Raw genomic sequence first — 26,304 nt, 5'->3', positions numbered from 1 at the left:
TGAGATCGCAGATCAGCCCGACACCGCGATCTCCCAGCAGTCTCGGCACACCACCCCGCAGCTCAGGCCAGCAGCTGGTCGCCGAGGAAGCGGTCGTCGCCGGTGACGCCCGGCAGCATGAAGAAGAAGCCGCCGCCGACGGGAAGGATGTACTCCTCGAGCGGCTCGCCCTTGAGACGCTCCTGCACGGCGAGGAACCCCTTCTTCAGGCTCCGCTGGTAGGCGATGAACGCCAGGCCCTGGTCGAGGCGGCCCGCGCCGTCGAATCCCCGCGAGTAGTTGAATCCCCGTCGCAGGATCAGGTTTTCGTCGGTGCCGGCGGTACGCGGGTTGGCCAGCCGGATGTGGGCGTCCATCTTGATCCGCGCGCCGTCGGGATCGCCCGGGTAGTCGGGGTCGGCGAACTCGTCGGTCATGCCGAGCGGCGCACCGTCGACCTTGTTGCGGCCGATCAGCGCCTCCTGCTCGACGAGTTGGGTGCGGTCCCAGAATTCGACGAACATCCGGATGATGCGCACCGCCTGATACGACCCGCCGACCGCCCAGTCCGGTTCACCGTCGTCGGCGCCCACCCAGACGTGGCGATCCATCACGGCGGGGTCCTCGACGTCGAGGTTCGCCGTACCGTCCTTGAAGCCCAGCAGGTTTCGCGGCGTCTGCGCCTTCGTGGTCTGTCCGGCGCCGATGCCGCGGGCATAGCCGTCGATCATCCACTTGAGCGTCAGGTCGCTGCGGGTGCGGCGCATCAGCTGGCGCAGCGCGAACTGCACGGTGTCGTTGTGGCCCGCCTCGAGGATGATCGAGATGTCGCCGTGCGAGAGCTTGGGATCCAGGCGGTCGTTCGCGAGGAACGGCATCCGGACGAGGTCCTTGGGCTTGCGATCGGCCAGGCCGAAGCGCTCGTCGAACAGCGACGCGCCGACGCCGACGACGATCGACAGGTTGTCCGGCGGCGGCTTCTCACCGAGGATGCCGGAGTCGACCGGCGGGAACTGCGGGTCGCGGGCCTCGGGTGGCTTGCCCGCCATGAGACCGCGGATCTCCTCGGTCAACTCCTGCAACGTCTTTCGCAGCCCGTCGCGTTCGCGGGACTGCAGGTTGAACGACGCGACCATGCCCTGTTCGGGGATCGGCAGGGCGGTGATGCCGGTCTGATGCGACCCCTCGAACGCGACGAAGGTCGGCTCGGGGCGTCCACGGTTGCCACGCTCGTGACGGTCGTCGCCCGTCAGCGCGAGGGTGGCACCCACGCCCACGGCTGCGCCGGCACCCGCGCCGATGGCACCGGTGACGAAGCCTCGACGCGAGAGCCCGTTGCGCTGCGGCTCGTCGGTCACGAACGGAACATCACTTGAGGCCGAGCACTCCCGACACCTGCGAGAGGTTCTCGGAGAGTCCCGCGAGCTGCGACTTGAGGCTGTCGATGACCTCGGGCGTGACCGTCACCGAGGGGCACCGCGGCGACGGGTACTGGTCGTTCTCGACGCAGAACGGCACCCAGCCGTTGCCCTGGCGCAGCGGACGCATCGTGTCGAAGAGACCGTCGAGGCCGCTGTCGATCTTGCCGAGCAGGGCCGGATCAGCCTTGACGAGAGCAGGATTCAGCGTCTCGATCGCGTCGCGCGAACCCTGCAGGTTGGCGTCGAAGTCCCAGAGGTCGGTCTTGGAGTAGCGCTCTTCCTCGCCGGTGATCTTGCCCTGCGACACCTCTTCGATCAGTTCCGCGGCGCCGTTGGCGACGTTGATCGGCTTGACCTCGACGTTGGGCAGTTCCTTGACCAGGCCGGCGATGTCGGCGTCGAGTTTGTCGGCGAACGGGGCGCCGCCCTCGGTGGTGTTCCGGTCGAACAGCAGGTACTCGAGGCGGTGCCACCCGGTGAACTCCGGATCGTCGACGCCGGAGAAGTCGTCGACGCGCGAGTCGGTCTTGGCGTCGACGTCGGGGATCAGTTCGGCGATGGGCTCGATGCGCTCCCACGGCATGCGCGACGGCGCGTAGGCGTCCTGCGCGGCCTTGAGGTCGTTCGCGCGGACGGCGTCGGTGAGGACCTTGACGGCTCCGACGAGTTCATCGGCCTGTGCGATGGCGTAGGCCTTGTAGTCGGCGGCGGCCTTCTCGGTCTCGGCGGTGGTGTCGACGGCGGGGGTGGCCACCGCGGCCGACGTCGACGAGTTGCTCTCGCTGCTGCTCTCGGCGCTCTCCGAGTCGCCACCGGAGCACCCGGAAAGGACCAGGGCCGCGGCCACGACGGGCACGGACCAGGCAAGCTGCAGTTTCACGGGGCCTCCTTTTGATGGACGCCGGGAACGATACATCCTGGGCCCTGTGCAGGGTAGGCAGTCCTAAATTCTGGCAGGTTGCTGTGGGTGCGGGACGGCGCTCCGGAAGCCGTCGGCCGCCCCGCCGGAAGGCAGTGCTGACCCGTCGCGGGCCGCCGGCACGGCACAATGGAGTCGATCCATCAGGTCGAGGGAGTCCGGTGTCGCCAGTGCAGATGGGGCGGGCCGTCGCGGTGATCATCGCAACGGCGCTGCTCATGGCCTCTTCGTGCTCCTTTCACACCGGCACGCCCATCCCCGAGGGAGTGCCGCCACCCACGGGTGATCCAGTGCCTGCGATCGACACCATGGCGAAGGGCCGGCCCGCCGATCAGCTGCACGAATGGGCCGCCGAACGTGCGCCCGCGCTTGGCATGCCGGTCACGTCGCTCGAGGCGTACGCCTACGCGGCCCGGGTGGCCGAGGTGGTCAATCCGAAGTGCCATCTGTCGTGGACGACGCTCGCAGGAATCGGGATGGTGGAGAGCCACCACGGCACCTATCGCGGGTCCGTCGTGGCGCCCAACGGTGACGTCCGGCCGCCCATCCGCGGCGTTCGGCTCGACGGCTCGCTGGGCAACATGACGATCCCCGACACCGACGGCGGCAAGCTCGACGGCGACACGGAACTCGACCGCGCCATGGGCCCCATGCAGTTCATCCCCGGGACGTGGAAGTTGTACGGCGTCGACGCCAACAACGACCGCGAGATCAGCCCCGACAACATCGACGACGCCGCGCTGTCGGCGGCGGGCTACCTGTGCTGGAGCGGCAAGGACCTGTCGAAGCCGCAGGGCTGGATGAACGCACTGCGCGCCTACAACCTGTCCGACCAGTACGCGCGCACCGTCCGGGACTGGGCGACGGCCTACGGCGAGGGCCACGACCTCTAACCGCTTCCCCCGCGACCTCTGACCCCTTCCCTCGCGAGCAGACGTGAACTTCCCTCGTCGATGCCGAAACAGGGGAGTTCACGTCTGCTCGCGGGAAGGGGCGGGGGAGAAGACCAAGGGAACGCGAGCGCTCGGCGGCACCCGTTGATCGTCGACCCTCTAGGCTGATGTGCGCATCACAGCCCATACGCGCACCGGACGGAAGGCGGCGACGACAGTGTCCATGATCGAGCAGGTCGGAGCCCGCGAAATACTCGACTCCCGTGGCAACCCCACGGTCGAGGTCGAGGTACTGCTGAGCGACGGATCGTTCGCCCGCGCCGCGGTGCCGTCGGGCGCCTCCACCGGCGAGCACGAGGCCGTGGAGCTTCGTGACGGCGGCGAGCGCTACGGCGGCAAGGGCGTCGAGAAGGCCGTCAACGCGGTCCTCGACGAGATCGCCCCCGCCGTGATCGGCCAGAGCGCCGATGACCAGCGCCTGATCGATCAGGCCCTGCTGGACCTCGACGGCACGCCGGACAAGTCGCGCCTCGGCGCCAACTCCATCCTCGGGGTGTCCCTCGCGGTGGCCAAGGCGGCCGCGGAGTCGGCCGGCCTGCCGCTGTTCCGCTACGTCGGCGGCCCGAACGCCCATATCCTGCCCGTGCCGATGATGAACATCCTCAACGGCGGCGCGCACGCCGACACCGGCGTGGACGTCCAGGAGTTCATGGTCGCGCCCATCGGTGCGGCGACGTTCAAGGAGTCCCTGCGCTGGGGCGCCGAGGTGTACCACTCGCTGAAGTCCGTGCTGAAGAAGCAGGGGCTGGCGACGGGTCTGGGCGACGAGGGCGGCTTCGCCCCCGACGTGGCGGGCACCAAGGCCGCGCTCGACCTGATCGCCGTCGCCGTCGATGCGACGGGCCTCAAGCTGGGCACCGACGTCGCGCTGGCACTCGACGTCGCGGCCACCGAGTTCTTCACCGAGGGAACCGGTTACGCGTTCGAGAAGCAGACCCGCACCGACGCGCAGATGATCGAGTTCTACGCCGAACTGATCGACGCCTACCCGCTGGTGTCGATCGAGGACCCGCTGTCCGAGGACGACTGGGACGGCTGGGTGGCCCTGACGGCCGCCATCGGCGATCGCGTGCAGATCGTGGGCGACGACCTGTTCGTCACCAACCCGGAGCGCCTCGAGGAGGGCATCGAGCGCGGTGCCGCCAACGCGCTGCTGGTCAAGGTCAACCAGATCGGCACGCTCACCGAGACCCTCGACGCCGTCACGCTGGCCCACAACAACGGCTACAAGACGATGATGAGCCACCGCTCGGGCGAGACCGAGGACACCACGATCGCCGACCTGGCGGTCGCGGTCGGCAGCGTGCAGATCAAGACCGGCGCCCCCGCGCGCAGCGAGCGCGTCGCCAAGTACAACCAGCTGCTCCGCATCGAGGAGATCCTCGGTGACGCTGCCCGGTATGCCGGCGACCTCGCCTTCCCCCGCTTCTCGCTGGAGACCAAGTAACTTTTCCTCATGCCCGATGCGAAGCGGCCCGATCCGAGGCGGCGCAGTCCGGCGTCGCGCCCGGGGAAGGCCGGCAAGCCCGGTGAGACGTCGCGCGGCGCCAGGCCAGGCGGCGCCTCACCGGTCCGTCGGGAGCCACGCGTGGTGCCGCCCCGCGCGCCGGAGCCCGTCGAACCCGTCGAGGGCGATGAACCGACGTCCGAGTCGACGGCCATCGAGCCCATCCGGCAGTCGATCGCCGAGGCGGCCGAGCAGCAGTCCGAGCAGCGGCTGGGGTCGGCGGCCCGGCGGGCGGCGATCCTCGCCGCGGTCGTCTGCGTGCTGACGCTGACGATCGCGGGACCGGTGCGCACCTACTTCTCGCAGCGTGCCGAGATGAAGCAGCTCACCACCGCAGAGGCCCAGTTGCGTTCGCAAATCAGCGATCTCGAGCAGCAGAAGGTCAAGCTGGCCGACCCGGTGTACATCGCGGCGCAGGCACGCGAGCGGCTCGGGTTCGTGATGCCCGGCGACATCCCCTACCAGGTCCAGCTGCCCAATCCGGTGGGACCCGATGCGGTTCCGGACGAGGGTGGCCCGGCGGCGGTGCCCAGCGGCCAGCCCTGGTACACGACCCTGTGGCACACCATTGCCGACGCTCCGCACGGTCCGGCGCCCCTACCGCCACCCGCTCCGGTGCCGCCGCCGCCCGCGCCCGACGCCCCACCCGGCCCGGTCCCCGGTGGTTGATCCCGCCGACCTCGAGGCCGTCGCGCGGCAACTCGGACGTGAACCCCGAGGTGTGCTGGCCATCGCCTACCGCTGCCCGAACGGCGAACCGGCAGTGGTGAAGACGGCGCCGCGGCTGCCCGACGGCACGCCGTTCCCGACGCTGTACTACCTGACGCATCCGGCCCTGACCGCGGCGGCGAGCAGGCTTGAGTCGTCGGGGCTGATGCGCGACATGTCCGAGCGGCTGGAGTCCGATCCGGAACTCGCCGCGGCGTACCGACGCGCGCACGAGTCGTTCCTGGCCGAGCGGGATGCCATCGAGTCGCTGGGGACGACGTTCTCCGGTGGCGGCATGCCCGACCGGGTGAAGTGCCTGCACGTGGTGATCGCCCATTCACTGGCAAAGGGGCGCGGGCTCAACCCCTTTGGTGACGAGGCGCTGGCGATACTGAGCGTCGAGCCGGCGATGGCCGGGATCCTGGACAGAGGGAGTTGGACATGAGGGTTGCTGCGGTCGACTGCGGCACCAACTCGATCCGTCTGTTGATCGCCGACGTGTCCGACGGGGGCAGCCTCGTCGACGTTCACCGCGAGATGCGGATCGTCCGACTCGGGGAGGGCGTCGACGCGACGGGTGAGTTCGCGCCTGCCGCGATCACCCGGACCCGTGCGGCGCTCACCGACTACGCCGAGATCATGCGCCGGCACGGCGTGGGCCAGGTCCGCATGGTGGCGACGTCTGCGGCGCGCGACGCCGGCAACCGCGACGAGTTCTTCGCGATGACGTCCGAGGTGCTCGGGTCGGTGGTGCCGGGCGCCGTCGCCGAGGTCATCAGCGGCACCGAGGAGGCGGCGCTGTCGTTCCGCGGTGCGATCGGCGAATTGGATGCCGGCGCAGGGCCGTTCGTCGTCGTGGACCTCGGTGGCGGGTCGACCGAGGTCGTGGTGGGCGGTTCGGGTGGCGGCAACGTCGAGGTGACGGCGAGCTTCTCGGCCAACATCGGCTGCGTGCGGCTGCGGGAGCGGTGCCTGCACGGCGATCCGCCCACGGCCGACGAGATCGCCGACGCGCGGGCCGTCGCTCGCGACGGTCTGTTGCAGGCGCTGCGCGTGGTGCCCGTCGAGGGCGCGAAGACGTGGGTGGGCGTCGCCGGCACGATGACGACGCTGGCCGCGCTGGCCCAGGGTTTGGACACCTACGACCCCGCGGCGATCCACCTGTCCCGCGTGGGGTTCGACGACCTGCTCCGCGTGTGCGAGGACCTGGTGGCGATGACCTACGAGCAGCGGGCCGCGCTGGGCCCGATGCACGAAGGCCGCGTCGACGTGATCGGCGGCGGCGCCATCATCGTCGAGGAGTTGGCGCGCGAACTACGCAGCCGCGCGGGCATCACCGAACTCGTGGTGAGCGAGCACGACATCCTGGACGGCATCGCCCTGTCGATCGGCTGAACGGCGCCGGAGCGCTACTTCTTGGCGTTGCAGTTGGGCGGATTGCCGCAGTGGTGGCCGCCGTCGCATGCGTTGCAGCGACAGTTGCAGGCGCCCTTGTGGGGCACGACAGTCTGAACCACGCGCATCGGAGTTTCTCCTTGACATCGACGTATCACGATATGACTACTTCACCATAGTTCCGCTCGGGCCGAATGGAACCCCCGAGACCGGATCGTGCCCGTCAGTCCGTCAGGATCGGCCGCAGCGCGTCGATGACGCCCGGGTCCTCGATGGTCGAGGGCAGGTGCTCGTCGCGGCCGTCGGCGATGCCGCGCATGGTCTTGCGAAGGATCTTGCCGGACCGCGTCTTCGGCAGCGCCGCGACGACGTCGACCCGTCGCAGGCTGGCCACGGCGCCGATGTCGTTGCGCACGGCGGCGACGAGTTCGTCGGCGAGGCCGTCGCCGCTCGCGCCCGCCTTGAGCACCACGAAGCCGCGCGGCACCTGACCCTTGATCTCGTCGGCCACGCCGATCACGGCGCACTCGGCCACGGCGGGGTGGGTGGCCAGGACCGCTTCGATGGCACCGGTCGAGAGGCGGTGTCCGGCAACGTTGATGACGTCGTCGGTGCGTCCCATGACGAAGAGGTAGCCGTCCTCGTCGACGTAGCCGCCGTCACCGGAGAGGTAGTAGCCCGGGAACGCCGACAGGTACGACGCGACGTAGCGGTCGTCGTCACCCCACAGGGTGGGCAGCGTGCCGGGCGGAAGCGGTAGCCGCACGCAGATGGCGCCCTCCTCGCCGCGGTCGGCCTCGGTGCCGTCGGGTCGCAGCACGTGGACGTCGTAGCCCGGCATCGGCACGGTCGCGGAACCGGGCTTCACCGGCAGTGCCTCGATGCCCATCGGATCGGCGGCGATCGACCAGCCGGTCTCGGTCTGCCACCAGTGGTCGATCACCGGGATGCCCAGCTTCTCCGACGCCCAGTGGTACGTGGCGGGATCGAGCCGCTCGCCGGCCTGGAACAGGTAGCGCAGACCCGACAGGTCGTACTCGGCGACGTGCGCGGCGTCGGGATCGTCCTTCTTGATCGCGCGCATCGCGGTCGGCGCGGTGAACAGCGCCTTGACACCGTAGTCGGCGGCCACCCGCCAGAAGGCGCCCGCGTCGGGCGTGCCGACGGGCTTGCCCTCGTACAGCACGGTCGTCGCGCCGAGCAGCAGCGGTCCGTACACGATGTAGGAGTGGCCGACCACCCAGCCGACATCCGAAGCGGCCCAGTAGACGTCGCCCGGCTGGGTGTCGTAGATGTGGCGCATGGTCCACAGCAGCGCGACGGCGTGACCGCCGTTGTCGCGGACGATGCCCTTGGGCTTGCCGGTGGTGCCGGAGGTGTAGAGCACGTACAGCGGATCGGTGGCGGCCACCGGCACGGGGTCGACCGGCGCCGCGGTCGCCATGGTCGCGCCCCAGTCGACGTCACGCCCGTCGACCAGGGTGCAGGGGTGGCCGTCGCGCTGCACGACGACGCAGTGGGGCGTCACGTGGGTGGCCATCTGCAGCGCGGCGTCGAGCATCGGCTTGTAGTCGATGGTGCGGGTGGGTTCGATGCCACAGGATGCCGAGACGACGACGGCGGGCCGCGCGTCGTCGATGCGGGCGGCCAATTCGTGGGCGGCGAATCCGCCGAACACCACCGAGTGCACGGCGCCGAGGCGGGCGCAGGCGAGCATCGCGATGACGGCCTCGGGGATCATCGGCATGTAGATGACGACGCGGTCGCCCTTGGCGACGCCGAGGTCGCGCAGCACGCCGGCGAACCTCGCCGTCTGGTCGAGCAGTTCCCGGTAGGTGTAGGTGCGCTTGGTTCCGGTGACGGGGGAGTCGTAGATCAGCGCGGCCTGGTCGCCCCTGCCGTCGTCGACGTGGCGATCGAGCGCGTTGGCGCAGGTGTTGAGTTCGGCGTCGGGGAACCAGCGGTAGAACGGCGGGTTCGTGTCGTCGAGGATGCGCTCGGGGGCGCGGGTCCAGGTGACCGCGCGCGCCGCGTCGGCCCAGAACGCGGCGGGATCGGCGACGCTGGCATCGAATACTTCTCTGTACGTTGTGGATCCGGCCATACCGGCACGGTAGCGCGATCGTTCGCCGGGTCTGTGCGTTCGGCGGCTTTTGGCGGCGTCGGGCAGTCTTCTATAGTCCCTGCATGGCTATTGACACGACGTCCAACAGCGCCGAGCCGCCGCCGATCCCCGGGGTGCGGCGATCGTTCGTCGAGGCGCGGGGCGTCCGGTTCCACGTGACCGAGGCCGGTCCCGCCGACGGGCGTCCCGTGCTCGCGCTGCATGGCTGGCCGCAGCACCACTGGACCTATCGCGACCTGCTGGCCGATCCGCCTGCCGGGCTGCGCATCATCGCCCCCGACCTGCCGGGATACGGCTGGTCCGGCCCGCCGCCGCACGCGTGGGTCAAGGAGGAGGTCGCCGCCGACGTCCTGGCACTGGCCGACGCGCTGGGGCTGACCGACTTCCTGCTCGTCGGCCACGACTGGGGCGGCTACGTCGGTCACCTGGTGACGCTCGCGGCACCCGACCGCGTCGACGGCTATCTTGCGCTGAACATCGCCCATCCGTGGCAGACGACGCGGTCCGCGGCGCCGCACCTGTGGCGCTTCCTGCTGTACCAACCGTTCGTCGCGTCGATAGGCGTATGGCTGCAGCAGCGCACCAACTACCTGGAGAAGCTGGTTTTCGGGACCGCGGCCAAGGGCATGCCCGCCGACGTGGTGCGCACCTACACGGAGCGGTTCCGCGATCCGGTGGTGGCCCGCACCGCGCGCAACACCTACCGGACGTTCCTGCTGCGCGAACTTCCCGCCGGGGCCCGGCATCCGGAGTCCCGACGCGCCACGGTGCCGATCCGCGCGCTGTTCGGGCTGTCGGACACCGCGATTCACCCGTCGATGGCGGCGGCGGAGACGGCCAATGCCGACGACTACACCTTCGAGGCGGTCGACGGCGGACACTTCATCACCGACGAGCGGCCCGATCTGGTCCGGGCGAAGTTGATCGCGTTGGCAGCGGAGACGGCGCCGAACTAGCCGGATCCGGCAACCACGGGGACCGGTCAGATGGGTTTGCCGCGCGAAAGGGCGGATCCAGTCCCCTCCGCTGGACCCGCCCGAACGCGACGCCCGACGTCATGCGGCGTACTCCGGGCGGTCACGACGGCGTCAGACCCACCGAGTTGCCCCGGTGACCTGGGAGCACGTCGTTCGTCAATTATATAAACACCTCTGTCTATCGATGGCAATTCGTCGACGAAAGATGTGACGACGTCGTTGTCGAGATCTCCCACAGACCCGAAGTATGTGCCTATAGTCGGCGGTTGAGTTTTGACCCGTTCGCCAACCCCTAGGGCTTAGGCATGGACAGCAACAGACTTCGACCAGGTCGTCACCAACTGACCCGTGACGAGGTCACGGCACATCAGCGCGATCGGATACTGACTGCCGTCGAGACCGTCATGGCGTCCAAGGGGTACGTGGACACCAGCGTCGCCGACGTCATCAAGGTCGCCGGCGTGTCGCGCCAGACGTTCTATCAGATGTTCGACAGCAAGCAGGACTGCTTCCTCGCGGCCTATTCGCGCCGCCTAGGCGGGGTGGTCGAGACCCTGCTCGACCACGCGGGGCCCGGGACGCCGATGTGCCGGTTCGCCAAGCTGCTGAGCGACTACCTGACCGTCATGGCGGCGCGTCCGGGCATCTCCCGGCTGTACCTGGTGGGCGTGTACGCCGCGGGCCCGCAGGCGATCGCCAAGCGCGTCGAACTGCAGCAGGAGTTCGTCGACGGAATCGCTGCCATCTTCGACGCACGCACCGAGGCGCACCTGTTCACGTGCCGGGCGCTGGTCGCGGCGATCTCGACGCTGGTGACCAGCGCGGTGGTCGACGACGATCCACAGGCCGTGATGGACCTGCATGCGCCACTCGTGGCGATGACCGAACGCCTGATGACCTGACGTACCGGCGTCACACCTGAAAGCGGTATCCCATGCCGGCCTCGGTCAGCAGATGCCTGGGGTGCGACGGGTCGTCCTCCAGCTTGCGGCGCAGCTGCGCGAGGTACACCCGTAGGTAGTGGGTCTCCTTGGCGTACGCCGGACCCCACACCTCCTTGAGCAGTTCGTCGCGGCCGACGAGCTTGCCGCGGTGGCGCACCAGCATCTCCAACATGCCCCACTCCGTCGGGGTCAGGTGGACGTCGACGCCGCGCTTGGTGACCTTCTTGGCCGCCAGGTCGACGGTGAACGAACCGGTCTCGACGACGGGCTCGTCGATCTCCGCCGACGTGGCGGCGCGTCGGGCGGCGGCGCGCAGCCGGGCCAGGAACTCGTCCATGCCGAACGGCTTGGTGACGTAGTCGTCGGCGCCGGCGTCGAGGGCCTCGACCTTGTCCGCCGAGTCGGTGCGGGCCGACAGCACGATGACGGGTGCGGTCAGCCAGCCGCGCAATCCGGCGAGGACGTCGATGCCGGACATGTCGGGCAGGCCGAGGTCGAGGACGACGACGTCGGGCTTGTGTTCCGCGGCCGCGTGCAGCGCCTGCGCACCCGTGGCCGCGGTGACCACGTCGTAGCCCCGCACGGACAGGTTGATCCGCAGCGCCCGCAGGATCTGCGGCTCGTCGTCGATCACCAGTACCCGGGTCACGGCCGGGCTCCCGTTGCGGAGCGACGAATCGGATCCGGCGCGGCAGCCAGATCGAGCACGACGGTGAGTCCGCCGCCGGGGGTGTCGGTGGTGGTGATCGCGCCGCCCATCGCCTCGACGAAGCCGCGGGCCACCGAGAGTCCCAACCCGACGCCGGTGGTGTTGTCGTGGTCGCCGAGCCGCTGGAACGGGGCGAACAGACCGGATTCGGCGTCGCGTGCGACGCCGGGGCCCTCGTCGACGACGTTGATCAGGGTGCGGTCTCCGACACGGCCCGCGTTGACCCGGACGAGTCCCTCGGCGGCGTAGCGCAGCGCGTTGTCGATGACGTTCACCAGCACTCGCTCGAGCAGTCCGAGGTCGGCGAGCACGGCGGCGTCGCCGACGTCCACGGTGATGCGGTCCAGTCCGGTCGTGCCGCGCGGAATCCCGACGATCGCACGGTGGACCACCTCGTCGAGGAAGACGGGGCGCAGATCGGGCCGCACGACGCCGGCGGCGAGCCGCGACGAGTCGAGCAGGTTGCCGACCAGACCGGTCAGCTGGTCGATCGACTCCTCCACGGTCGCGAGCAGTTCGGCGGTGTCCTCGGGGGAGAAGCCGACGTCGTCGGCCCGCAGGCTGGACACGGCGGCCTTCGCGGCCGCCAGCGGGGTGCGCAGGTCGTGGCTCACCGCCGACAGCAGTGAGCGCCGCAGTTCGTCGGCGCCGGCGATCGCCTCCGCCCGACCGGCCTCCTCGGTGAGTTCGCGCTGCCGCACCAGCCCGGCGGCCTGCCGTGCGACGGCGCCCAGGACGCGGCGGTCGCGGGCGGGCAGGCTCTTGCCGGACAACAACATCCAGAACTCGTCGTCACCGACCTCGATGGCCGTGTCGGCGGAGTCGACGTCGACGCAGGGCTGTTCGCCGACGCACGCGACCACGCCGCCGGGCTCGCGCAGCAGGCTCACCGCGCGCTGCGAGTAGGTCTCCCGGACGCGCTCCAGCAGGCCGGGCAGGTCGGCGCCACGGAGCACGGAGCCCGCGAACAGGGCGAGCAACTCGGCCTCCCGGGACGCCTGCCGGGCCTCCCGCGTGCGGCTGGCGGCACCGTCGACGAGTACCGCCACCGCGACCGCCACGGCAAGCAGCACGACGACGGTGACCGCGCTGTCCGGTGCAGCGATCGTAAACGTGTACCGGGGTTCGACGAGGAAGTAGTTCAGCAGCAGACCCGAGAACACCGCCGACAGCGCGGCGGGCGCCACGCCGCCGAGCAGCGCGACGACCAGGACGCCGATGAAGAACACCGCGCTCTCGCCGCCGATGCCGAGGAACCGGTCCAACAGCAGCACGGTGGCGGCGCAGATCGCGGACGGTACGACGAGAGCGGCGAGCCAGGACATCAGATGACGTTGCCGCGGACTCAACGACGACCACGACCAGCCGGTGCCGACCTCTCCGTGCGTCACCATGTGCACGTCGATCTTCCCGGACTCGCGGACGGTCGCGGCGCCGATGCCCTCGTCGAGGATCCGGGCCCAGCGGGACCGGCGGCTGATGCCGAGCACCAGCTGGGTGGCGTTGCGCTCGCGGGCGAAGTCGAGCAGCGCAGTCGACACGTCGTCACCGACCACGGTGTGCAGCGTCGCACCCAGGCTGATGGCGACCTCCCGCACGCCGCCCATTTGATTCGCCGACACCCCCGTCAACCCGTCACCGCGGACCACGTGCACGACCATCAGCTCGGCGCTCGACTTGGAGGCGATGCGAAAGGCGCGTCGCACCAGCGTCTCCGACTCCGGTCCGCCGGTGACGGCGACGACGACGCGCTCGCGGGCCTCCCACGTGTCGGTGATCCTGTTGTCGGCGCGGTACTTCGACAGCGCGGCGTCCACCTGGTCGGCCAGCCACAGCAGCGCGAGTTCGCGCAGGGCGGTCAGGTTGCCGCGGCGGAAGTAGTTGCTCAGCGCGGCGTCGACGCGCTCGGGGGCGTAAACGTTGCCGTGAGACAGTCTGCGCTGCAGCGCTTCCGGCGTGATGTCGACCAGCTCGATCTGGTCGGCGTGGCGCACGACCTCGTCGGGCACCGTCTCCTGCTGCTCGATGCCGGTGATCTGCGCGACGACGTCGTTGAGGCTCTCGAGATGTTGCACGTTCACCGTCGAGACCACCGTGATGCCCGCGTCGAGCAACTCCTCGACGTCCTGCCAGCGCTTGGCGTTGCGGCTGCCGGGGGCGTTGGTGTGGGCGAGTTCGTCGACGAGCACCACCTGCGGTGCGCGGCGCAGCACCGCGTCGACGTCGAGTTCGGCGAAGTGCTTGCCGCGGTAGAACACCTGGTTCAGGGGGACGACCTCGATGCCGTCGAGCCGCTCGGCCGTCCTCGCCCGGCCGTGCGTCTCCACGACCGCCGCCACGACGTCGGTGCCTCGGTCCAGCCGGCGCCGAGCTTCGCCGAGCATGGCGTAGGTCTTGCCCACACCCGGCGCGGCACCCAGGTAGACGCGCAGCTCACCGCGCTTCCTCGGGGTCGGCGACGTCCTGCTCACCCGACCATCATCCACCTGGCCGGCTCGGGGTGATCCGCAAGCTACTCACCCAACTCTTCGGGGTGATCCGCAAGCTACTCACCCAACCCATCCAGCGCGAGGTTCACCTCGAGCACGTTCACCGCCGGCTCTCCCATGAACCCGAGCGCGCGTCCCTCGGTGTGCTTAGCGACGATCGCCCGCACGAGGCCGGGGTCGATGCCGCGGGCCTGGGCGACGCCGTCGACCTGTAGGGCGGCGTAGGCGGGGGAGATGTGGGGGTCGAGCCCGCTGCCGCTGGCGGTGACGGCGTCGGCGGGCACCGGGGAGTCGGCGGGGGCGGCGCCGCGGATCGGGACGAGCTGGCCCATCGAATAGTCCTCACCGGGGACCGCGCACTGCACCCGCACGCCCTCGTAGGCGTCGAGGAACGGCGTCGCGGTGGTGTCGCACGGCTCGTTGACGCTGACCACGCGCTCCGGCCGGGTGACGGCGCCCGACGGGTCGCGCGGCCCGATCACCGACAGCACCGCACCCACGCCGCCGCCCGTGCAGAACGGCCGCGCGCCGTCGACGCCGGCGGCCGCACCGACGTCGCGGCTCCTGGTGCACACCTGCGTCAGCAGGCTGGGCTCGTCGGAGGCGTCGACGATGCTCTCGGGTCCGAGGTTGCTCGCGCTCGTCGCCACCGGGTCGTACCCGTCGCCGGCCGCGGACGGCCGACCCTGGAAGTACTGCGGCAGCGGCGATCCGTCGGCGTCGGTGAAGGACTGGCCGATCAGGCTGCTGCCCACCGGTTTCCCGTTCGCCTCGACGATGGAGCCCTGGGCCCCGCCGTGTAGGCCGGGCAGCATCGCGATGAGCCAGATGGCCACCGGGTAGGCGCCCCCGAGGAGGACGGTGAACACCAGCAGCGCGCGGAGCGCCGCCCAGTGCTGACGGGCGAGGTTGGTCAATGACATGTCAGGACATCCCGGGGATGAGTTGGATCAGGAGATCGATGAGCTTGATGCCGACGAACGGGGCGACGATGCCGCCGAGCCCGTACACCAGCAGGTTGCGGCTCAACAGTTTCGACGCGCTGCTCGGCGTGTAGCGCACGCCGCGCAGCGACAGCGGGATCAGCGCGATGATGACGATCGCGTTGAAGACGACCGCGGACAGGATCGCCGATTGCGGACTGTGCAGCCGCATCACGTTGAGCAGGTCCAGGCCGGGGAACAGCGTGACGAACAGCGCCGGGATGATCGCGAAGTACTTCGCGATGTCGTTGGCGATCGAGAACGTCGTGAGTGCGCCGCGGGTGATCAGCAGTTGCTTGCCGATCTCGACGATCTCGATGAGCTTGGTCGGGTCGGAGTCGAGGTCGACCATGTTGCCCGCCTCCTTGGCGGCCGACGTGCCCGTGTTCATCGCGACGCCGACGTCGGCCTGGGCGAGCGCCGGGGCGTCGTTGGTGCCGTCGCCGGTCATCGCGACGAGCTTGCCGCCCTCCTGTTCGCGCTTGATCAGTGCGAGCTTGTCCTCGGGGGTGGCCTCGGCGAGGAAGTCGTCGACGCCGGCCTCGTCGGCGATGGCCTTGGCGGTCAACGGGTTGTCGCCGGTGATCATCACCGTGCGGATGCCCATCCGGCGCATCTCGTCGAAGCGTTCGCGCATGCCCTGCTTGACGACGTCCTTGAGGTGGATGACGCCCAGTGCCCGGGCCCGGCCGTCGCGCACCTCGCCGACCACCAGCGGGGTGCCGCCCGATCCGGAGACCAGTTCGACGATGGCGCCGAGTTGGTCGGGCACGGTGCCGCCCTGGCTGCGCACCCATTCGGCGACCTGTGCCGTCGCACCCTTGCGCAGGGCGAGCCCGCCCACGTCGACGCCCGACATGCGGGTGGCGGCGGTGAACTCGACCCAGTCGGCACCCTCGAGTTCGCCGGCCGTGCGTTCGCGTAACCCGTACTGCTCCTTGGCGAACACCACGATCGACCGGCCCTCAGGCGTTTCGTCGGCGAGGCTGGACAGTTGTGCGGCGTCGGCGAACTCGTCGGGGGTGATGCCGTCAAGCGGGAGGAAGTCGCCGGCCTGCCGGTTGCCGAGCGTGATGGTGCCGGTCTTGTCGAGCAGCAGCACGTTGACGTCGCCCGCCGCCTCGACCGCGCGGCCCGACATGGCGAGCACGTTGCGCTGCACGAGGCGGTCCATGCCGGCGATGCCGATCGCGCTCAGCAGCGCACCGATCGTGGTGGGGATCAGGCAGACGAGCAGCGCGACCATCACGATGCCGCTGATGCCGTCGCCCGTGAGCGCGAGCGAGTCGGGTACGCCCGGGTTGTTGGCCTTGGAGTAGATGGCCAGCGGTTGCAGTGTCGCCACCGCGAACACGAAGATGAGCGTGAGCGCGGCGAGCAGGATGTTGAGGGCGATCTCGTTGGGTGTCTTCTGCCTGTTGGCGCCTTCGACGAGTGCGATCATCCGGTCGATGAAGCTCTCACCCGGCTTCTGGGTGATCTGCACGACGATGCGGTCACTCAGGACGGTGGTGCCGCCGGTGACGGCGCACCGGTCGCCGCCGGACTCGCGGATCACGGGGGCCGACTCGCCGGTGATCGCCGATTCGTCCACCGACGCAATGCCTTCGACGATGTCACCGTCGCCGGGGATCACCTCGCCGGCCTCCACGACCACCACGTCACCCTGCTGCAGCAGCGGTGCACCGACCTCCTCGACGGTGCCGGGCCGGCCGGGGGCCCAGCCGTTGACGCGCCGGGCGACGGTGTCGGACTTCGCCTTGCGCAGGCTGTCGGCCTGCGCCTTGCCGCGCCCCTCGGCGACCGCCTCGGCGAGATTGGCGAAGATCACCGTCAACCACAGCCAGAACACGACGGCTCCGGCGAACCACGTCGGGTCGAGCGCGGTGAGCACGGTGCTCCACACCGCGCCCACCTCGACGATGAACATCACGGGGTTGCGCCACAGCGTGCGTGGATCGCACTTGCGGACGGCGTCTGGCAGCGACGTCCACAGCATGCGCGGGTCGAGGAGTCCGCCCCCGACGCGGGACGTCGACTCGTGGGCGTCGGCCGGCTTGGCTGCGCGGCCCTGTACGGCGGTGACGGTCATGATCAGTGGATTCCTTCGGCGAGGGGGCCGAGTGCGAGCATCGGCAGAAAGGTGAGGGCGACGAGGATCAGCGTCACGCCGGCCACCATCCCGACGAACTGCGGCCGGTGGGTGGGGAGGGTGCCGACCGACTCCGGTGAGCGGCCCTGCGCGGCAAGTGAACCGGCCAGGGCGAGCACGAGGATGATCGGCAGGAAGCGGCCGAAGAGCATCGCGAGTCCCAGCGCGGTGTTGAACCACTCCGTGTTGACGGAGATGCCGGCGAAGGCCGATCCGTTGTTGTTGGCCGCGGAGGTGAACGCGTACAGCACCTCCGAGAGCCCGTGCGGCCCGGTGTTGAGCATGCCGGCCCGTTGACCCGGCATCGCCATCGCGATCGCCGTTCCGGTGAGCACGATGAGCGGGGTCACCAGGAAGTAGCCTGCGGCGAGCTTGATCTCCCGCGGGGTGATCTTCTTGCCCAGGTACTCCGGTGTGCGGCCCACCATCAGCCCGGCCACGAACACCGTGATGACGGCGAGGATCAGCATTCCGTAGAGCCCCGAGCCGACCCCACCCGGCGCGACCTCGCCGAGCTGCATGTTGAACATCGTCATCAAGCCGCCGAGGCTGGTGTACGAGTCGTGGAACGAGTTGACCGCGCCCGTCGACGTCAACGTCGTCGATGCGGCGAACACCGCGGAGTCGGCGACGCCGAAGCGCTGTTCGACGCCCTCCATCGCGGAGCCGATCGCCGTCGGGACGGTGCCGTGCGCCTGAATCTGGAAGAACATGGTCAGCGAGGTGCTGAGCGTGGCGATCACGCCCATGACGGCGACGATCGCGTACCCCTGCTTGCGGCTCCCGACGATCCGACCGAACACCCGCGGCAGCGTGAACGCGATCACCAGGAGCAGGAAGTTCTCGATCCAGTTGGTCCACGCCGTCGGGTTCTCGAACGGGTGCGACGAGTTCGCGTTGAAGAAGCCGCCACCATTGGTGCCGAGTTCCTTGATGACCTCCTGGCTGGCAACGGGGCCGCCCGGGATGGTCTGGCGGCCGCCGGCCAGCGTCTCCACCACCTGGGTGTGCGGGGCGAAGTTCTGGATGACTCCGCCGGCGATCAGGATGATCGCGCCGATGACCGCCAGCGGCAACAGGATCCGGACGATGCCGCGAACCAGGTCGACCCAGAAGTTGCCGAGTTCACCGCTGCGCTGCCGGGCGAACCCGCGTACCAGGGCGACCGCGACGGCCATGCCGACGGCTGCGGAGACGAAGTTCTGCACGGTGAGGCCGGCCATCTGGACCAGGTGGCCCTGGGTGGACTCGCCGGAGTAGGCCTGCCAGTTCGTGTTCGTGACGAAGCTGACCGCGGTGTTCCATGCCAGTGCCGGAGTCATCTCGGTGGCGGGATCGTTCAGGTGCAGCGGGAGGCGGCCCTGCACCAACTGTAAGACGAACAGGCCGAGGACACCGACCGCCGAGAACGCCAGCACGCTGCGGGCGTAGGCCGCCCAGCCCTGCTGAGCGGTGGGGTCGGCGCCGATCGCCCGGTAGATCACGCGCTCGACGCGCGAGTGCTTCGCGCCGTCGGCGTCGTACACCCGGTACATGTAGTCGCCCAGTGGTTTGTGCACCGCGACGAGGGCCAGGATGAGGGAGGCGAGGAACAGGATCCCCGCGGTCGTGGAGGACACCGGCGGTACCTAGAACCTCTCCGGGAACAGCAGTGCCGCGGCCATGAAGACGGCCAGCACGACGGCGAGGATCAACCCCACGGTGTTGGCGAGGCTCATGATTCGAGCGCCCGCACGATGACGCCGAACACCGCGAACACCGCGACGGTCAGCAAGACGTATGCAAGAACAGCCATGCCGTCGAACGTATGGTTGACGTGCGGGTCAACCGGCCGCGTTTACGCTTTCTTGACGGGGTTCGCGCGCTCCCTTACGCAGTCCTTGCGGCGCTGTGGGCGCCGTCACCGCGACCGGTCAGCTGGTGAGGGAGTTTCGGGTGACGGGGAAGTCGAAGTAGGTGTCCGGGTAGGTCTCCGGCTTGTAGGTGAAGTGCCACCACTCGTTCTCGTAGTTCTCCAGCCCCTGCTTCTCCAGACCGTCCTTGAGCAGCAGCCTGTTCTTCAGCTGCTCGCCCTGCACCCGGGGGTCGAGGGTGTGCGACAGCGTGTCGAAGCAGTCGTACCCCGTGCCGGTGTCGACGCCGTTGTCGGGGAACCGTTCCGACTGCGGCGCAATGCAATCCACCAGCGGCTCGCCGGGAACGTAGGGACGGGTCACGGTCGGGGGAAGCGGCACCACGGTCAGGTCGACGGTGCTCCCGCGGCTGTGGCCCGACTGCTCGGCGATGTAGCCGTCCGCGAAGAGGGTCGACTTGTCGACGCGGGGGTAGAACTCGGGCTTCATGCGTTGGTCACCGAGATCCCTGGCCCAGGCGACGAAGTCGTTGACGGCACGCTGGGGGCGGTAGCAGTCGTAGACCTTCAGCGTGTAGCCGTCGGCCATGAACTCCTGCTGTGCCCGCCGCAGCGCCTCCGCGGCGTCGCGGGTGAGCAGACACATGGGCGCCTCGTAACCGTCGACCGGGTCGCCCGTGAAGTTGTGCGGGGTGAAGTACCGGATGTCCTGCAGGATCGTCGGGTCGACGTCCTCGAGGGCGACGAAGTCAGACGGGGCGACGGGCCCGGGTTCCGCGGTGGCCGTCGCGGTCGTCAGCGGGACGGCGGCCGTCAGAGCGATCGATCCGGCGGCGAGCAGCCGCGCCAGTGCGCGGGCGGTGTTCTTCACGTTGGCCATGTCTGTGCCTATCACGGTCGACGCGTGACCGCTCGGGGACGGCGGGGGTCACGCCGACATCGTGGCGAGGTTCCGCCAGAGGTTCCGCAGACTGTCGGTGCCGCCGAAGAGCGTCGTGAAGTGCGTCGAGTCGACGAGGACGAGGTCGCCGGCGCGTCGGCCGCTGGGCGGCATCCAGATCAGCGCGTTGAACTCCGTATTTCCCGCGTCGGTGAACGGGTGCGGACGGTGCGGGTCGACCCGCTGGCGGCCCAGGACGCGCAGGTCCGGTCCTTCCTCTGCGAGGAGTTCGTAGTGCGGGAGGTGCGGGTGGAAGTTGAACGTCGTCACGTCGTCGAGCAGACGCGGTTCGTCGAGGTCGCGGACCGCGGTGAGCGGAGCGATCTCGCGGGTGCCGTCGGCGACCGCGGGCCGCAGGCCCCAGGTGTTGCGGACCGGCACCTCGAGCGCAGTCATCAGCGAGCGGGTGTAGGCGCTGAAGCGTTGCTGCCGGGGGACCAGACGATCGCCGTGGTGCTCGTACTCGACCTGGCGCTGCGCGTAGTCGTCGGTGAATCCGACGTCGTGGTGCGGCGCGAGGAGGAGACACGTGCCCTCGCGGTCGAGCCATGCGGTGATGGCCGCGATCTCCTCGGGATCGGCGTGCTGCTGGCCGAGGAGGTGGTCGAGGCCGAACACCATGAGGGTGTCGGTGTCGGCCAGGATGCGCTCGTCGATCGGTTGCCGGTAGCCGGCCTGATCGATGCGCTGGAACACCGCTACCGAGTGGCCGGTGACGGCCTCGGCGACGGCCTGGAAGTCGAGTGTCGACCGGTGGAAGAGTTCCAGCGTCCCCGCGATGCCCTGCAGGAAGGTCGCCGAGTCGTACTCCGGTGTCTCGTAGGCGGGCCAGGCGACGTTGCGGACCTCCGTGATCGTGGAGAACCTGTTCTCCATCGAGGCCGGATCACGCTGCGCCTCCCACGGATAGCTCCACGTCCAGTAGATGCTGATGCGCCGGCGGCCGTCGTGGCGTCGCGCGACGTGCGCCTGGTTGTAGGTCCGAGCCGGCGTCGAGGTCATGACGGTCCCCGGGCACCGAGGTCGGCGAGGTACCGGATGGCCGTGATGCCGGGCAGGAAGAAGTACGCGCCGCCCCGCAGCGTCGTGAAGGCCGGGATCCCCTTGTAGACCTTCCGGATCGGGCGCTTCGGGACGGTGAAGTCCATGGTCTCGTCCTGCACGCCACCGATCGGGTCGTGTTCGTTGCCGAGTTCGTGGAACGACGCGTCGTTGATCCACACGTTCTGGGCGAACTCGAACTGACGAACGAGGTCGGCGCAGATGATGAAGGCGGCGATGCCACGATCTGCGCCGTCGTCGGGTGCCCCCTCCGGCAGGGCGGGTCCGTAGGTGGCGCCGCGCCGGATCATGCGGCGCCGGTTCATGTAGTGCGCGGTGTCGCGCGGATTGAGCCTGCGGGCGTGCGAGCCCAGCGGGCACGCGTACCCGTGGGGGTCCATCTCCTTGTAGTTGAAGTCGTTGTTGCGAAGCGGGTCGGCGCCGAGTTCGGGGTCGTCCCGATCCGGTGCCAGCACGAGCGGTGCGCCGCTGCGCCATCTCCCCATGAACTTCGCGGCCAGCAGGTCCTCGTCGGCCGGGGTCTCGGAGTGTTCGCTGAGGAAGTCCCGGAACGTCGAAACGTGTTCCTGCAGTCGCCGATAGGCCATGAAGCTACCGTTCCTCGACAGCACCGCGGGCTCGGGTAGATCGGCGACCGGCCCGTTCTCGTCGGGGTAGCCGAGGATGAACTCGCCGGGTTCGAGTGCCGCCCCGGACCCGGGGGTCGGCTCCTCGCCACTGCCCTTCATGACCGGTTGCGACAAGCGGTCCCGGAAGCCGAAGTGGTCGTGGGCGTAGTCGAACGGTGGCGTCGCGTTGAGGTCCAGGTACGACAGGCTGCGGACGCCGTCGGTGCGCTCCAGGAGTTCGTCGTGCGCCGCGATCGAGCGGGCGTTCCGATCGTTGGTGCGCGAGAACAGGATTGCGATGGCATGCAGGCGGTCGTCGGCCAGGTCGCCGACCCAGTTCTCGGGCGCGTTGGTGCCGACGTCACCCAGGATGGCGGCCCGCGACGGCATGCCCTCACGGAACTCTGCGGGAAACGTGGCCAGTGCCGCCTCGTCGACGCCGAGCGCCCGCAGGCCATTCCACGTGAAGGCGAGCGTCACCCAGCGCTCGGACTCCTCCATCGTCGCCTGGGCGGCGTTTGCGGACTGCACCAGGCCGGCCAACTCCGACACCCAGGCCCGCCCGCCCTCCGGGGTGTCGAAGGTCAGGAATTCGTAGCGTCCCGTGATGGCGGGCGTACGGGTCAGCAGAATGTGCTGGATGTCGTCGAGTTCGAGCATTACTGCATCTGATCGAGCATCTCGGAGAAGGCCGCCTTCAGCCGCAGGGCCTTCTTGATCTCGTCGGCGGTGGCGTAGGGGTACTCGCCGTACTCGAGGAAGCTCGGCGCCTGGTGGTCGCGGACGAATGTGATGAACGCGTCCGGGTTCTCCTTCCAATCCTCGGGGAATCCCTCGAGATTGGTGAACACGGTCGTGATCCCCGTGGCGCTGAAGAGCTGAACCGCGTCCTCGGTGTACTTGTCGAAGTCGGTGTCGAAGATCCCCTGATACTGGAAGTGCAGTCCCGAGCCGACGTCGAACAGCACCCACCGCAGATAGTGCAGCCGCAGCGGCGCGAGGGCATCAGGACTCGCGGCGATGGTCTCCTCGATGGTCTTGCCGTACGCGCGAATGACGTCCTCGCGGCCTTTCTTCACCTTGGCGATGATGGAGAATCCATGACATGCAGGCGTTTTCGGGTAGGTGGGACCGTACCGGCCACGCTCGAGTTCGAAGTATCCCTCCGGTGGGATGGCCATCGCGGCCGGTGTACTCCAGTCGGGATTCTTGGTCACCATGGCGATCCTCCTTGGCGGGCGGGATGCGCGGACGGTAGCACCGTTCGACGGTCGGAGGGTGTCGTTCCGACCGATTATTCGCCGTTCTGGAGCAAAAATTGACGGTAAAGTTAGTGGGCCTAATACCGTTCTGGTGTAGATGCTTTCGGATTATGTGAATTGGTCAAGCAATGTGTGATCTTGGTTTGTCGAAGTCGTTCCGTTTTCGTCCACGGAGGTTTACGCTTCGCGCACACGGCCCGAGTCGTAGGCGCCCTCGCCCGCGGCGGGCCGACTAGTCCAGGAGGAACAGTGGTGCTAGTGCTCAAGCGTTGCGTCGCAGTCGGCTTCGCTGCCGCAACCCTTCTACCCGTTGGAGTCGTCACCGCATCACCGGCGGTAGCCGATTGCGTGCAGGCCGGTAACTCGACCGTGTGCGGTCAGGGCACCGTTCGCGGTGGCGGTCCTACGCCACCCGTCGCGGGACCGCAGTACCCGGGGTACTGCGCCGATCCCTGGTACTGCGACGACGGTTGGGATCTCGACGTGATCTGGGATCCCGGTCGGCCTGGCGGTCCGGGTGGAGGCGGCGGTGGTGGTGGTGGCATCGGTCCGCGTCGGTGAGGGAAACCCGTCAAGTCATCCAAACGACAGAAGGAGCAGGACATGTTCATTCGTAAGTTGATCGTCGCCGGTGTCGTTGCCGGCGCTGCGCTGGTGGGTACCGCTGCGACGGCTGCGGCCGACCCGCCGAACTGCACCGCGGCCGATCTCGCCGGCGTCATGTCCGGGGTGTCCGCTGGGACCTCCACGTATCTGTTCACCCACCCCGAGGTGAACGCCTTCTTCACCGGACTGAAGGGCAAGCCGCGGGAGCAGATGCGCACCGAGATCGAGGCCTACTTCCAGGCGAACCCTCAGGTGAGCGACGAACTGCGCGGCGTGCGGCAGGCTGCTGCCGACTTCCGTGACCGGTGCAACGCACCGTTGCCCGACATGCCCATGGGCTAGCCACGTCATACACCGACATCGACAGAAGGATGCCCATGGAAACAACGATGCGGCCGTGGTTCACCACGGGCGTGGCACTGGTAGGCGCCAGTGCGATTGCCCTGACGCCGGTGGCGCCGATCGACACGTCCCCGGTCCCGGCGCTGCGCGCAGTGCCCGCCGCGGTCTCCACGGAGTTTCAACTCACCGCACTCGATCTCCCTTACATCCTGACGTTGCCGATCGTCCGGCAGCAGATCCGCAACTGGGCGGAGACGTGGGTGGTCTACCTCCGTGGGCTTGGGCAGGCCGGCGTCGGCGCCATCGACTCGCTCCTCGCGCTGCCCGAGGCGACGGTCGAGATCATCCGAGAGGTGTTGGCGCTCGACTTCGTCGCCGCATTCGACACCATCACCACCGGCATCCGGGACACGGTGGTGGCCATCGGCCAACCGCTGCTCGACTCGGCGATCTGGCGTAGCCAGAAGGCGTACGCCGTGCAGACCGCGCTGCAGTCCGCCGTGCCGCTGGCGTGGATCGACGTGATCAACGGATTCCTGGTGGCGGGCAACGGGGTGACGGTCTCGCTGATCGAGGGAGTGCAGAACTTCGTGGCCGCCGTCCTCAGTTTCAACCTGGGGAACATCATCGACGCCGGCGTCGAGGGCACGCGGAACTTCATCGATGCACTCGGCGCAGGTGCGGGTGCCATCGTCACCGGCATCGAGTCGGCGCAGCTGGGTATCTCGACCGCACTCGCCACCGAACCGCCCCCGGTGACCCTCACCGAGGTGTCGACGTTGCGCACGCTGTCCACCGACACGGTCAGCTTGGCCGGAACGTCTGGTGCCGATCCGATTGCGGCCGAGGAGGAGGCGTCGTTCGAACAGGCGCCCGAGGTGGCGCCGGCGGTCGACGAGGCACCGGCGGTCGACGAACTCGACGCGTCTCCGGACCCGGTCTCTACCCCACCCGTCGACGACGAGGACACCGACCCGCCCCTCGACCCGCCGAAGAAGCAGACCCTGACCACGCCTGCCAAGGACAAGGTCGAGGACGTCACGCCGGCCACCGACGCCACGGCCGACGCCACCGCCGGGCCCAAGCAGGACAACGACCCGAAGCCCGAGCCGGTGACGGACGCCGAGAAGGAGTCGGACCCGTCTCCGGGTGACACGCCGGACTAGGGGTTCGGGTAGTCCGGCAGCACGAGGTCGTCGGCCGAGACGCGGACGAGGCGCTTGCCCGCGAGCTTGCTGATCGCCTTCCCGGCGGGGCTCGTCACGACTCGTGCGCCGTTGTGTAGCAACCGGATTCCGCGGCTGGTGCGTGGGTTGGCGCGCCGCAGCATGCTCATCTGGACGGGCGGCGTCTTGTCGACGAGCTTCTCGCGCATGAAGCGCTCGTAGCTGGTGAGCGCGATGCGGATGTCGTCGGTGGCGGCGAGTTCCCCGGCCAGGACGTAGGCCCCGATGAGCGCCATGCTCGTGCCGACGCCGCCGAAGGTCGCGTTGCAGAACGCGGCGTCGCCGATCAGGGCGACACGGCCCTTGCTCCACGTCGGGCTGCTGACCTGACCGACGGCCGAGAAGTACAGCGGTGCGCCGTTGTCCAGGGCATCGAGGATGCGGGGCGCGTCGCCGCCGACGTCGGCGAAGGTGCGCTTGAGGATGGTGATCTGATCGGCGGTGTCGAGCGTCTCGAGCCCGCGCACGTCGGAGATGAACGTGAGGATCGAGCGAGTGGTGCCGAGGTTGTCGGGCCGCGTGTGCACGCTGCGTGACCCGGGCACCTGCTGCCAGTTCCACCACGGCTCGTCTGACGCGGCGCGGGGGACGGTGACGTAGCCGAAGAACATGCCGAGGTCGTTCACCGCGGCGGGCGTGACGAACCGGCGTGAGCGCGAGCGCAGTCCCTCGGCGATCACCACGAGGTCGGCGTCCACCGACGAGCCGTCGCTGAGGTCGACGGTGACGTGGTCGCCGTGGTCGGTCAGGTCGTCGATCTGGTTGTCGAAGCGGTACTCCGTGCCGGGCCGCGACTTCTCGATGACGATGCGGGACAACTCACCGCGCAGGATCTCCAATTCGGCTGTGGGGCCGTCGGCTTCGCCCGGCGCATTCATGGGGAACGTGACGGCGGGCCTGCCGTTCTCGTCGAGGAAGCGCATGCCTATCTCGCCGGTGTTGGCGGCCCGGATGGCGTCGTCGATGCCCATCCGGCGGGCGACCTCGCGGGCGGCGCCGCGGACGTCGACGTTCTGCCCCTCGTCACGGCGTTCGGGGTAGCGCTCGACGACGGTGGTCCGCCAGCCCCGGCTGTTCAGCTGGTGGGCAAGGGCGGGTCCGGCGATGCCGGCTCCGGAGATGACGGCGTGGCGGGTCATGAGCGA

The 26,304-nt window shown here is 69.1% G+C and carries 24 protein-coding genes; 10 read left to right on the top strand and 14 right to left on the bottom strand.

Features of this window, described 5'->3' with window-relative positions; translation table 11 throughout:
• Positions 1–62: 62 nt before the first annotated feature.
• Together AC1MEY_RS16540 and AC1MEY_RS16535 are read right to left on the bottom strand one after the other, a co-directional pair.
• The gene (locus AC1MEY_RS16540) at positions 63–1,337 is read right to left on the bottom strand and encodes a Dyp-type peroxidase (RefSeq protein WP_480226550.1); all 1,275 of its coding nucleotides are present in this window, start codon (positions 1,335–1,337) and stop codon (positions 63–65) included.
• A gap of 10 nt (positions 1,338–1,347) precedes the next feature.
• A complete protein-coding gene (locus AC1MEY_RS16535; RefSeq protein WP_480226549.1) occupies positions 1,348–2,280 on the bottom strand; it encodes an EfeM/EfeO family lipoprotein in 933 nt (310 codons plus the stop codon).
• A gap of 215 nt (positions 2,281–2,495) precedes the next feature.
• On the opposite strand from AC1MEY_RS16535, the gene AC1MEY_RS16530 reads away from it, so the two are divergent.
• The 5 genes from AC1MEY_RS16530 to AC1MEY_RS16510 all read left to right on the top strand — a co-directional run bounded on the left by AC1MEY_RS16530 (position 2,496) and on the right by AC1MEY_RS16510 (position 6,882).
• Complete coding sequence (locus AC1MEY_RS16530) at positions 2,496–3,212, top strand: lytic transglycosylase domain-containing protein (protein ID WP_480231517.1); 717 nt, start codon at positions 2,496–2,498, stop codon at positions 3,210–3,212.
• Between the two features lie 217 nt (positions 3,213–3,429).
• Positions 3,430–4,719: a phosphopyruvate hydratase gene (gene eno, locus AC1MEY_RS16525; RefSeq protein WP_480226548.1), complete on the top strand. Its 1,290-nt coding sequence runs from the start codon at positions 3,430–3,432 to the stop codon at positions 4,717–4,719.
• A 9-nt stretch (positions 4,720–4,728) separates the two neighbouring features.
• Positions 4,729–5,448, top strand: a complete 720-nt coding sequence (locus AC1MEY_RS16520; RefSeq protein WP_480226547.1) for a septum formation initiator family protein — start codon at positions 4,729–4,731, stop codon at positions 5,446–5,448.
• A complete protein-coding gene (locus AC1MEY_RS16515) occupies positions 5,441–5,932 on the top strand; it encodes a DUF501 domain-containing protein (protein ID WP_480226546.1) in 492 nt (163 codons plus the stop codon). Before AC1MEY_RS16520 ends, AC1MEY_RS16515 begins: the two co-directional genes overlap by 8 nt.
• Positions 5,929–6,882 carry a Ppx/GppA phosphatase family protein gene (locus tag AC1MEY_RS16510; protein WP_480226545.1) on the top strand — a complete coding sequence of 318 codons (954 nt, stop codon included), beginning with the start codon at positions 5,929–5,931 and terminating at the stop codon, positions 6,880–6,882. The genes AC1MEY_RS16515 and AC1MEY_RS16510 overlap by 4 nt, the downstream gene beginning before the upstream one ends.
• A gap of 223 nt (positions 6,883–7,105) precedes the next feature.
• On the opposite strand, the gene AC1MEY_RS16505 is transcribed toward AC1MEY_RS16510, so the two are convergent.
• On the bottom strand, positions 7,106–8,986 hold the full coding sequence (locus AC1MEY_RS16505) for a propionyl-CoA synthetase (protein WP_480226544.1): 1,881 nt from the start codon (positions 8,984–8,986) through the stop codon (positions 7,106–7,108).
• An 83-nt stretch (positions 8,987–9,069) separates the two neighbouring features.
• Here AC1MEY_RS16505 and AC1MEY_RS16500 point away from each other — a divergent pair, with 83 nt between their 5' ends.
• Together AC1MEY_RS16500 and AC1MEY_RS16495 are read left to right on the top strand one after the other, a co-directional pair.
• Positions 9,070–9,963, top strand: coding sequence for an alpha/beta fold hydrolase (locus tag AC1MEY_RS16500; RefSeq protein WP_480226543.1), 894 nt, complete (start codon positions 9,070–9,072; stop codon positions 9,961–9,963).
• Positions 9,964–10,289: 326 nt separating this feature from the next.
• Positions 10,290–10,886 carry a TetR/AcrR family transcriptional regulator gene (locus AC1MEY_RS16495; RefSeq protein WP_480226542.1) on the top strand — a complete coding sequence of 199 codons (597 nt, stop codon included), beginning with the start codon at positions 10,290–10,292 and terminating at the stop codon, positions 10,884–10,886.
• 10 nt (positions 10,887–10,896) lie between these two features.
• Here AC1MEY_RS16495 and AC1MEY_RS16490 read toward each other — a convergent pair whose 3' ends face one another.
• From AC1MEY_RS16490 to AC1MEY_RS16445, 10 genes are all read right to left on the bottom strand, one after another.
• Positions 10,897–11,577, bottom strand: coding sequence for a response regulator (locus AC1MEY_RS16490; RefSeq protein WP_480226541.1), 681 nt, complete (start codon positions 11,575–11,577; stop codon positions 10,897–10,899).
• Positions 11,574–14,123: a sensor histidine kinase gene (locus AC1MEY_RS16485; protein ID WP_480226540.1), complete on the bottom strand. Its 2,550-nt coding sequence runs from the start codon at positions 14,121–14,123 to the stop codon at positions 11,574–11,576. Before AC1MEY_RS16485 ends, AC1MEY_RS16490 begins: the two co-directional genes overlap by 4 nt.
• A gap of 59 nt (positions 14,124–14,182) precedes the next feature.
• Positions 14,183–15,049, bottom strand: a complete 867-nt coding sequence (locus AC1MEY_RS16480; protein ID WP_480226539.1) for a potassium-transporting ATPase subunit C — start codon at positions 15,047–15,049, stop codon at positions 14,183–14,185.
• 1 nt (position 15,050) lies between these two features.
• Positions 15,051–17,201, bottom strand: coding sequence for a potassium-transporting ATPase subunit KdpB (kdpB, locus tag AC1MEY_RS16475; RefSeq protein ID WP_480226538.1), 2,151 nt, complete (start codon positions 17,199–17,201; stop codon positions 15,051–15,053).
• Positions 17,202–17,203: 2 nt separating this feature from the next.
• Positions 17,204–18,880 carry a potassium-transporting ATPase subunit KdpA gene (gene kdpA, locus AC1MEY_RS16470; protein ID WP_480226537.1) on the bottom strand — a complete coding sequence of 559 codons (1,677 nt, stop codon included), beginning with the start codon at positions 18,878–18,880 and terminating at the stop codon, positions 17,204–17,206.
• A 9-nt stretch (positions 18,881–18,889) separates the two neighbouring features.
• Positions 18,890–18,979: a potassium-transporting ATPase subunit F gene (locus AC1MEY_RS16465; protein WP_480226536.1), complete on the bottom strand. Its 90-nt coding sequence runs from the start codon at positions 18,977–18,979 to the stop codon at positions 18,890–18,892.
• 195 nt (positions 18,980–19,174) lie between these two features.
• Entirely contained in the window at positions 19,175–19,993 is an 819-nt protein-coding gene (locus AC1MEY_RS16460; RefSeq protein WP_480226535.1) for a M15 family metallopeptidase, read from the bottom strand.
• Positions 19,994–20,041: 48 nt separating this feature from the next.
• Positions 20,042–21,055 (bottom strand): hypothetical protein, encoded by a 1,014-nt coding sequence (locus AC1MEY_RS16455; protein WP_480226534.1) that lies wholly within the window; start codon positions 21,053–21,055, stop codon positions 20,042–20,044.
• The gene (locus AC1MEY_RS16450) at positions 21,052–22,383 is read right to left on the bottom strand and encodes a Dyp-type peroxidase (RefSeq protein ID WP_480226533.1); all 1,332 of its coding nucleotides are present in this window, start codon (positions 22,381–22,383) and stop codon (positions 21,052–21,054) included. The genes AC1MEY_RS16455 and AC1MEY_RS16450 overlap by 4 nt, the downstream gene beginning before the upstream one ends.
• Entirely contained in the window at positions 22,383–22,943 is a 561-nt protein-coding gene (locus AC1MEY_RS16445; RefSeq protein WP_480226532.1) for a hypothetical protein, read from the bottom strand. The genes AC1MEY_RS16450 and AC1MEY_RS16445 overlap by 1 nt, the downstream gene beginning before the upstream one ends.
• Positions 22,944–23,237: 294 nt before the next feature.
• On the opposite strand from AC1MEY_RS16445, the gene AC1MEY_RS16440 reads away from it, so the two are divergent.
• From AC1MEY_RS16440 to AC1MEY_RS16430, 3 genes are read left to right on the top strand one after another with little or no spacing between them, the layout of a single operon-like run.
• Complete coding sequence (locus AC1MEY_RS16440) at positions 23,238–23,546, top strand: hypothetical protein (protein WP_480231516.1); 309 nt, start codon at positions 23,238–23,240, stop codon at positions 23,544–23,546.
• A gap of 42 nt (positions 23,547–23,588) precedes the next feature.
• Positions 23,589–23,933 carry a heme-binding protein gene (locus AC1MEY_RS16435; RefSeq protein ID WP_480226531.1) on the top strand — a complete coding sequence of 115 codons (345 nt, stop codon included), beginning with the start codon at positions 23,589–23,591 and terminating at the stop codon, positions 23,931–23,933.
• Between the two features lie 35 nt (positions 23,934–23,968).
• A complete protein-coding gene (locus AC1MEY_RS16430; protein WP_480226530.1) occupies positions 23,969–25,099 on the top strand; it encodes a hypothetical protein in 1,131 nt (376 codons plus the stop codon).
• Here the strand turns inward: AC1MEY_RS16430 and AC1MEY_RS16425 are convergent.
• Positions 25,096–26,298: an FAD-dependent monooxygenase gene (locus AC1MEY_RS16425; protein WP_480226529.1), complete on the bottom strand. Its 1,203-nt coding sequence runs from the start codon at positions 26,296–26,298 to the stop codon at positions 25,096–25,098. The genes AC1MEY_RS16430 and AC1MEY_RS16425 overlap by 4 nt on opposite strands.
• Between the last annotated feature and the right edge of the window lie 6 nt (positions 26,299–26,304).

Source organism: Mycobacterium sp. PTI7, from assembly GCF_056679845.1.
This window is presented reverse-complemented; position numbering and strand designations above follow the sequence as displayed.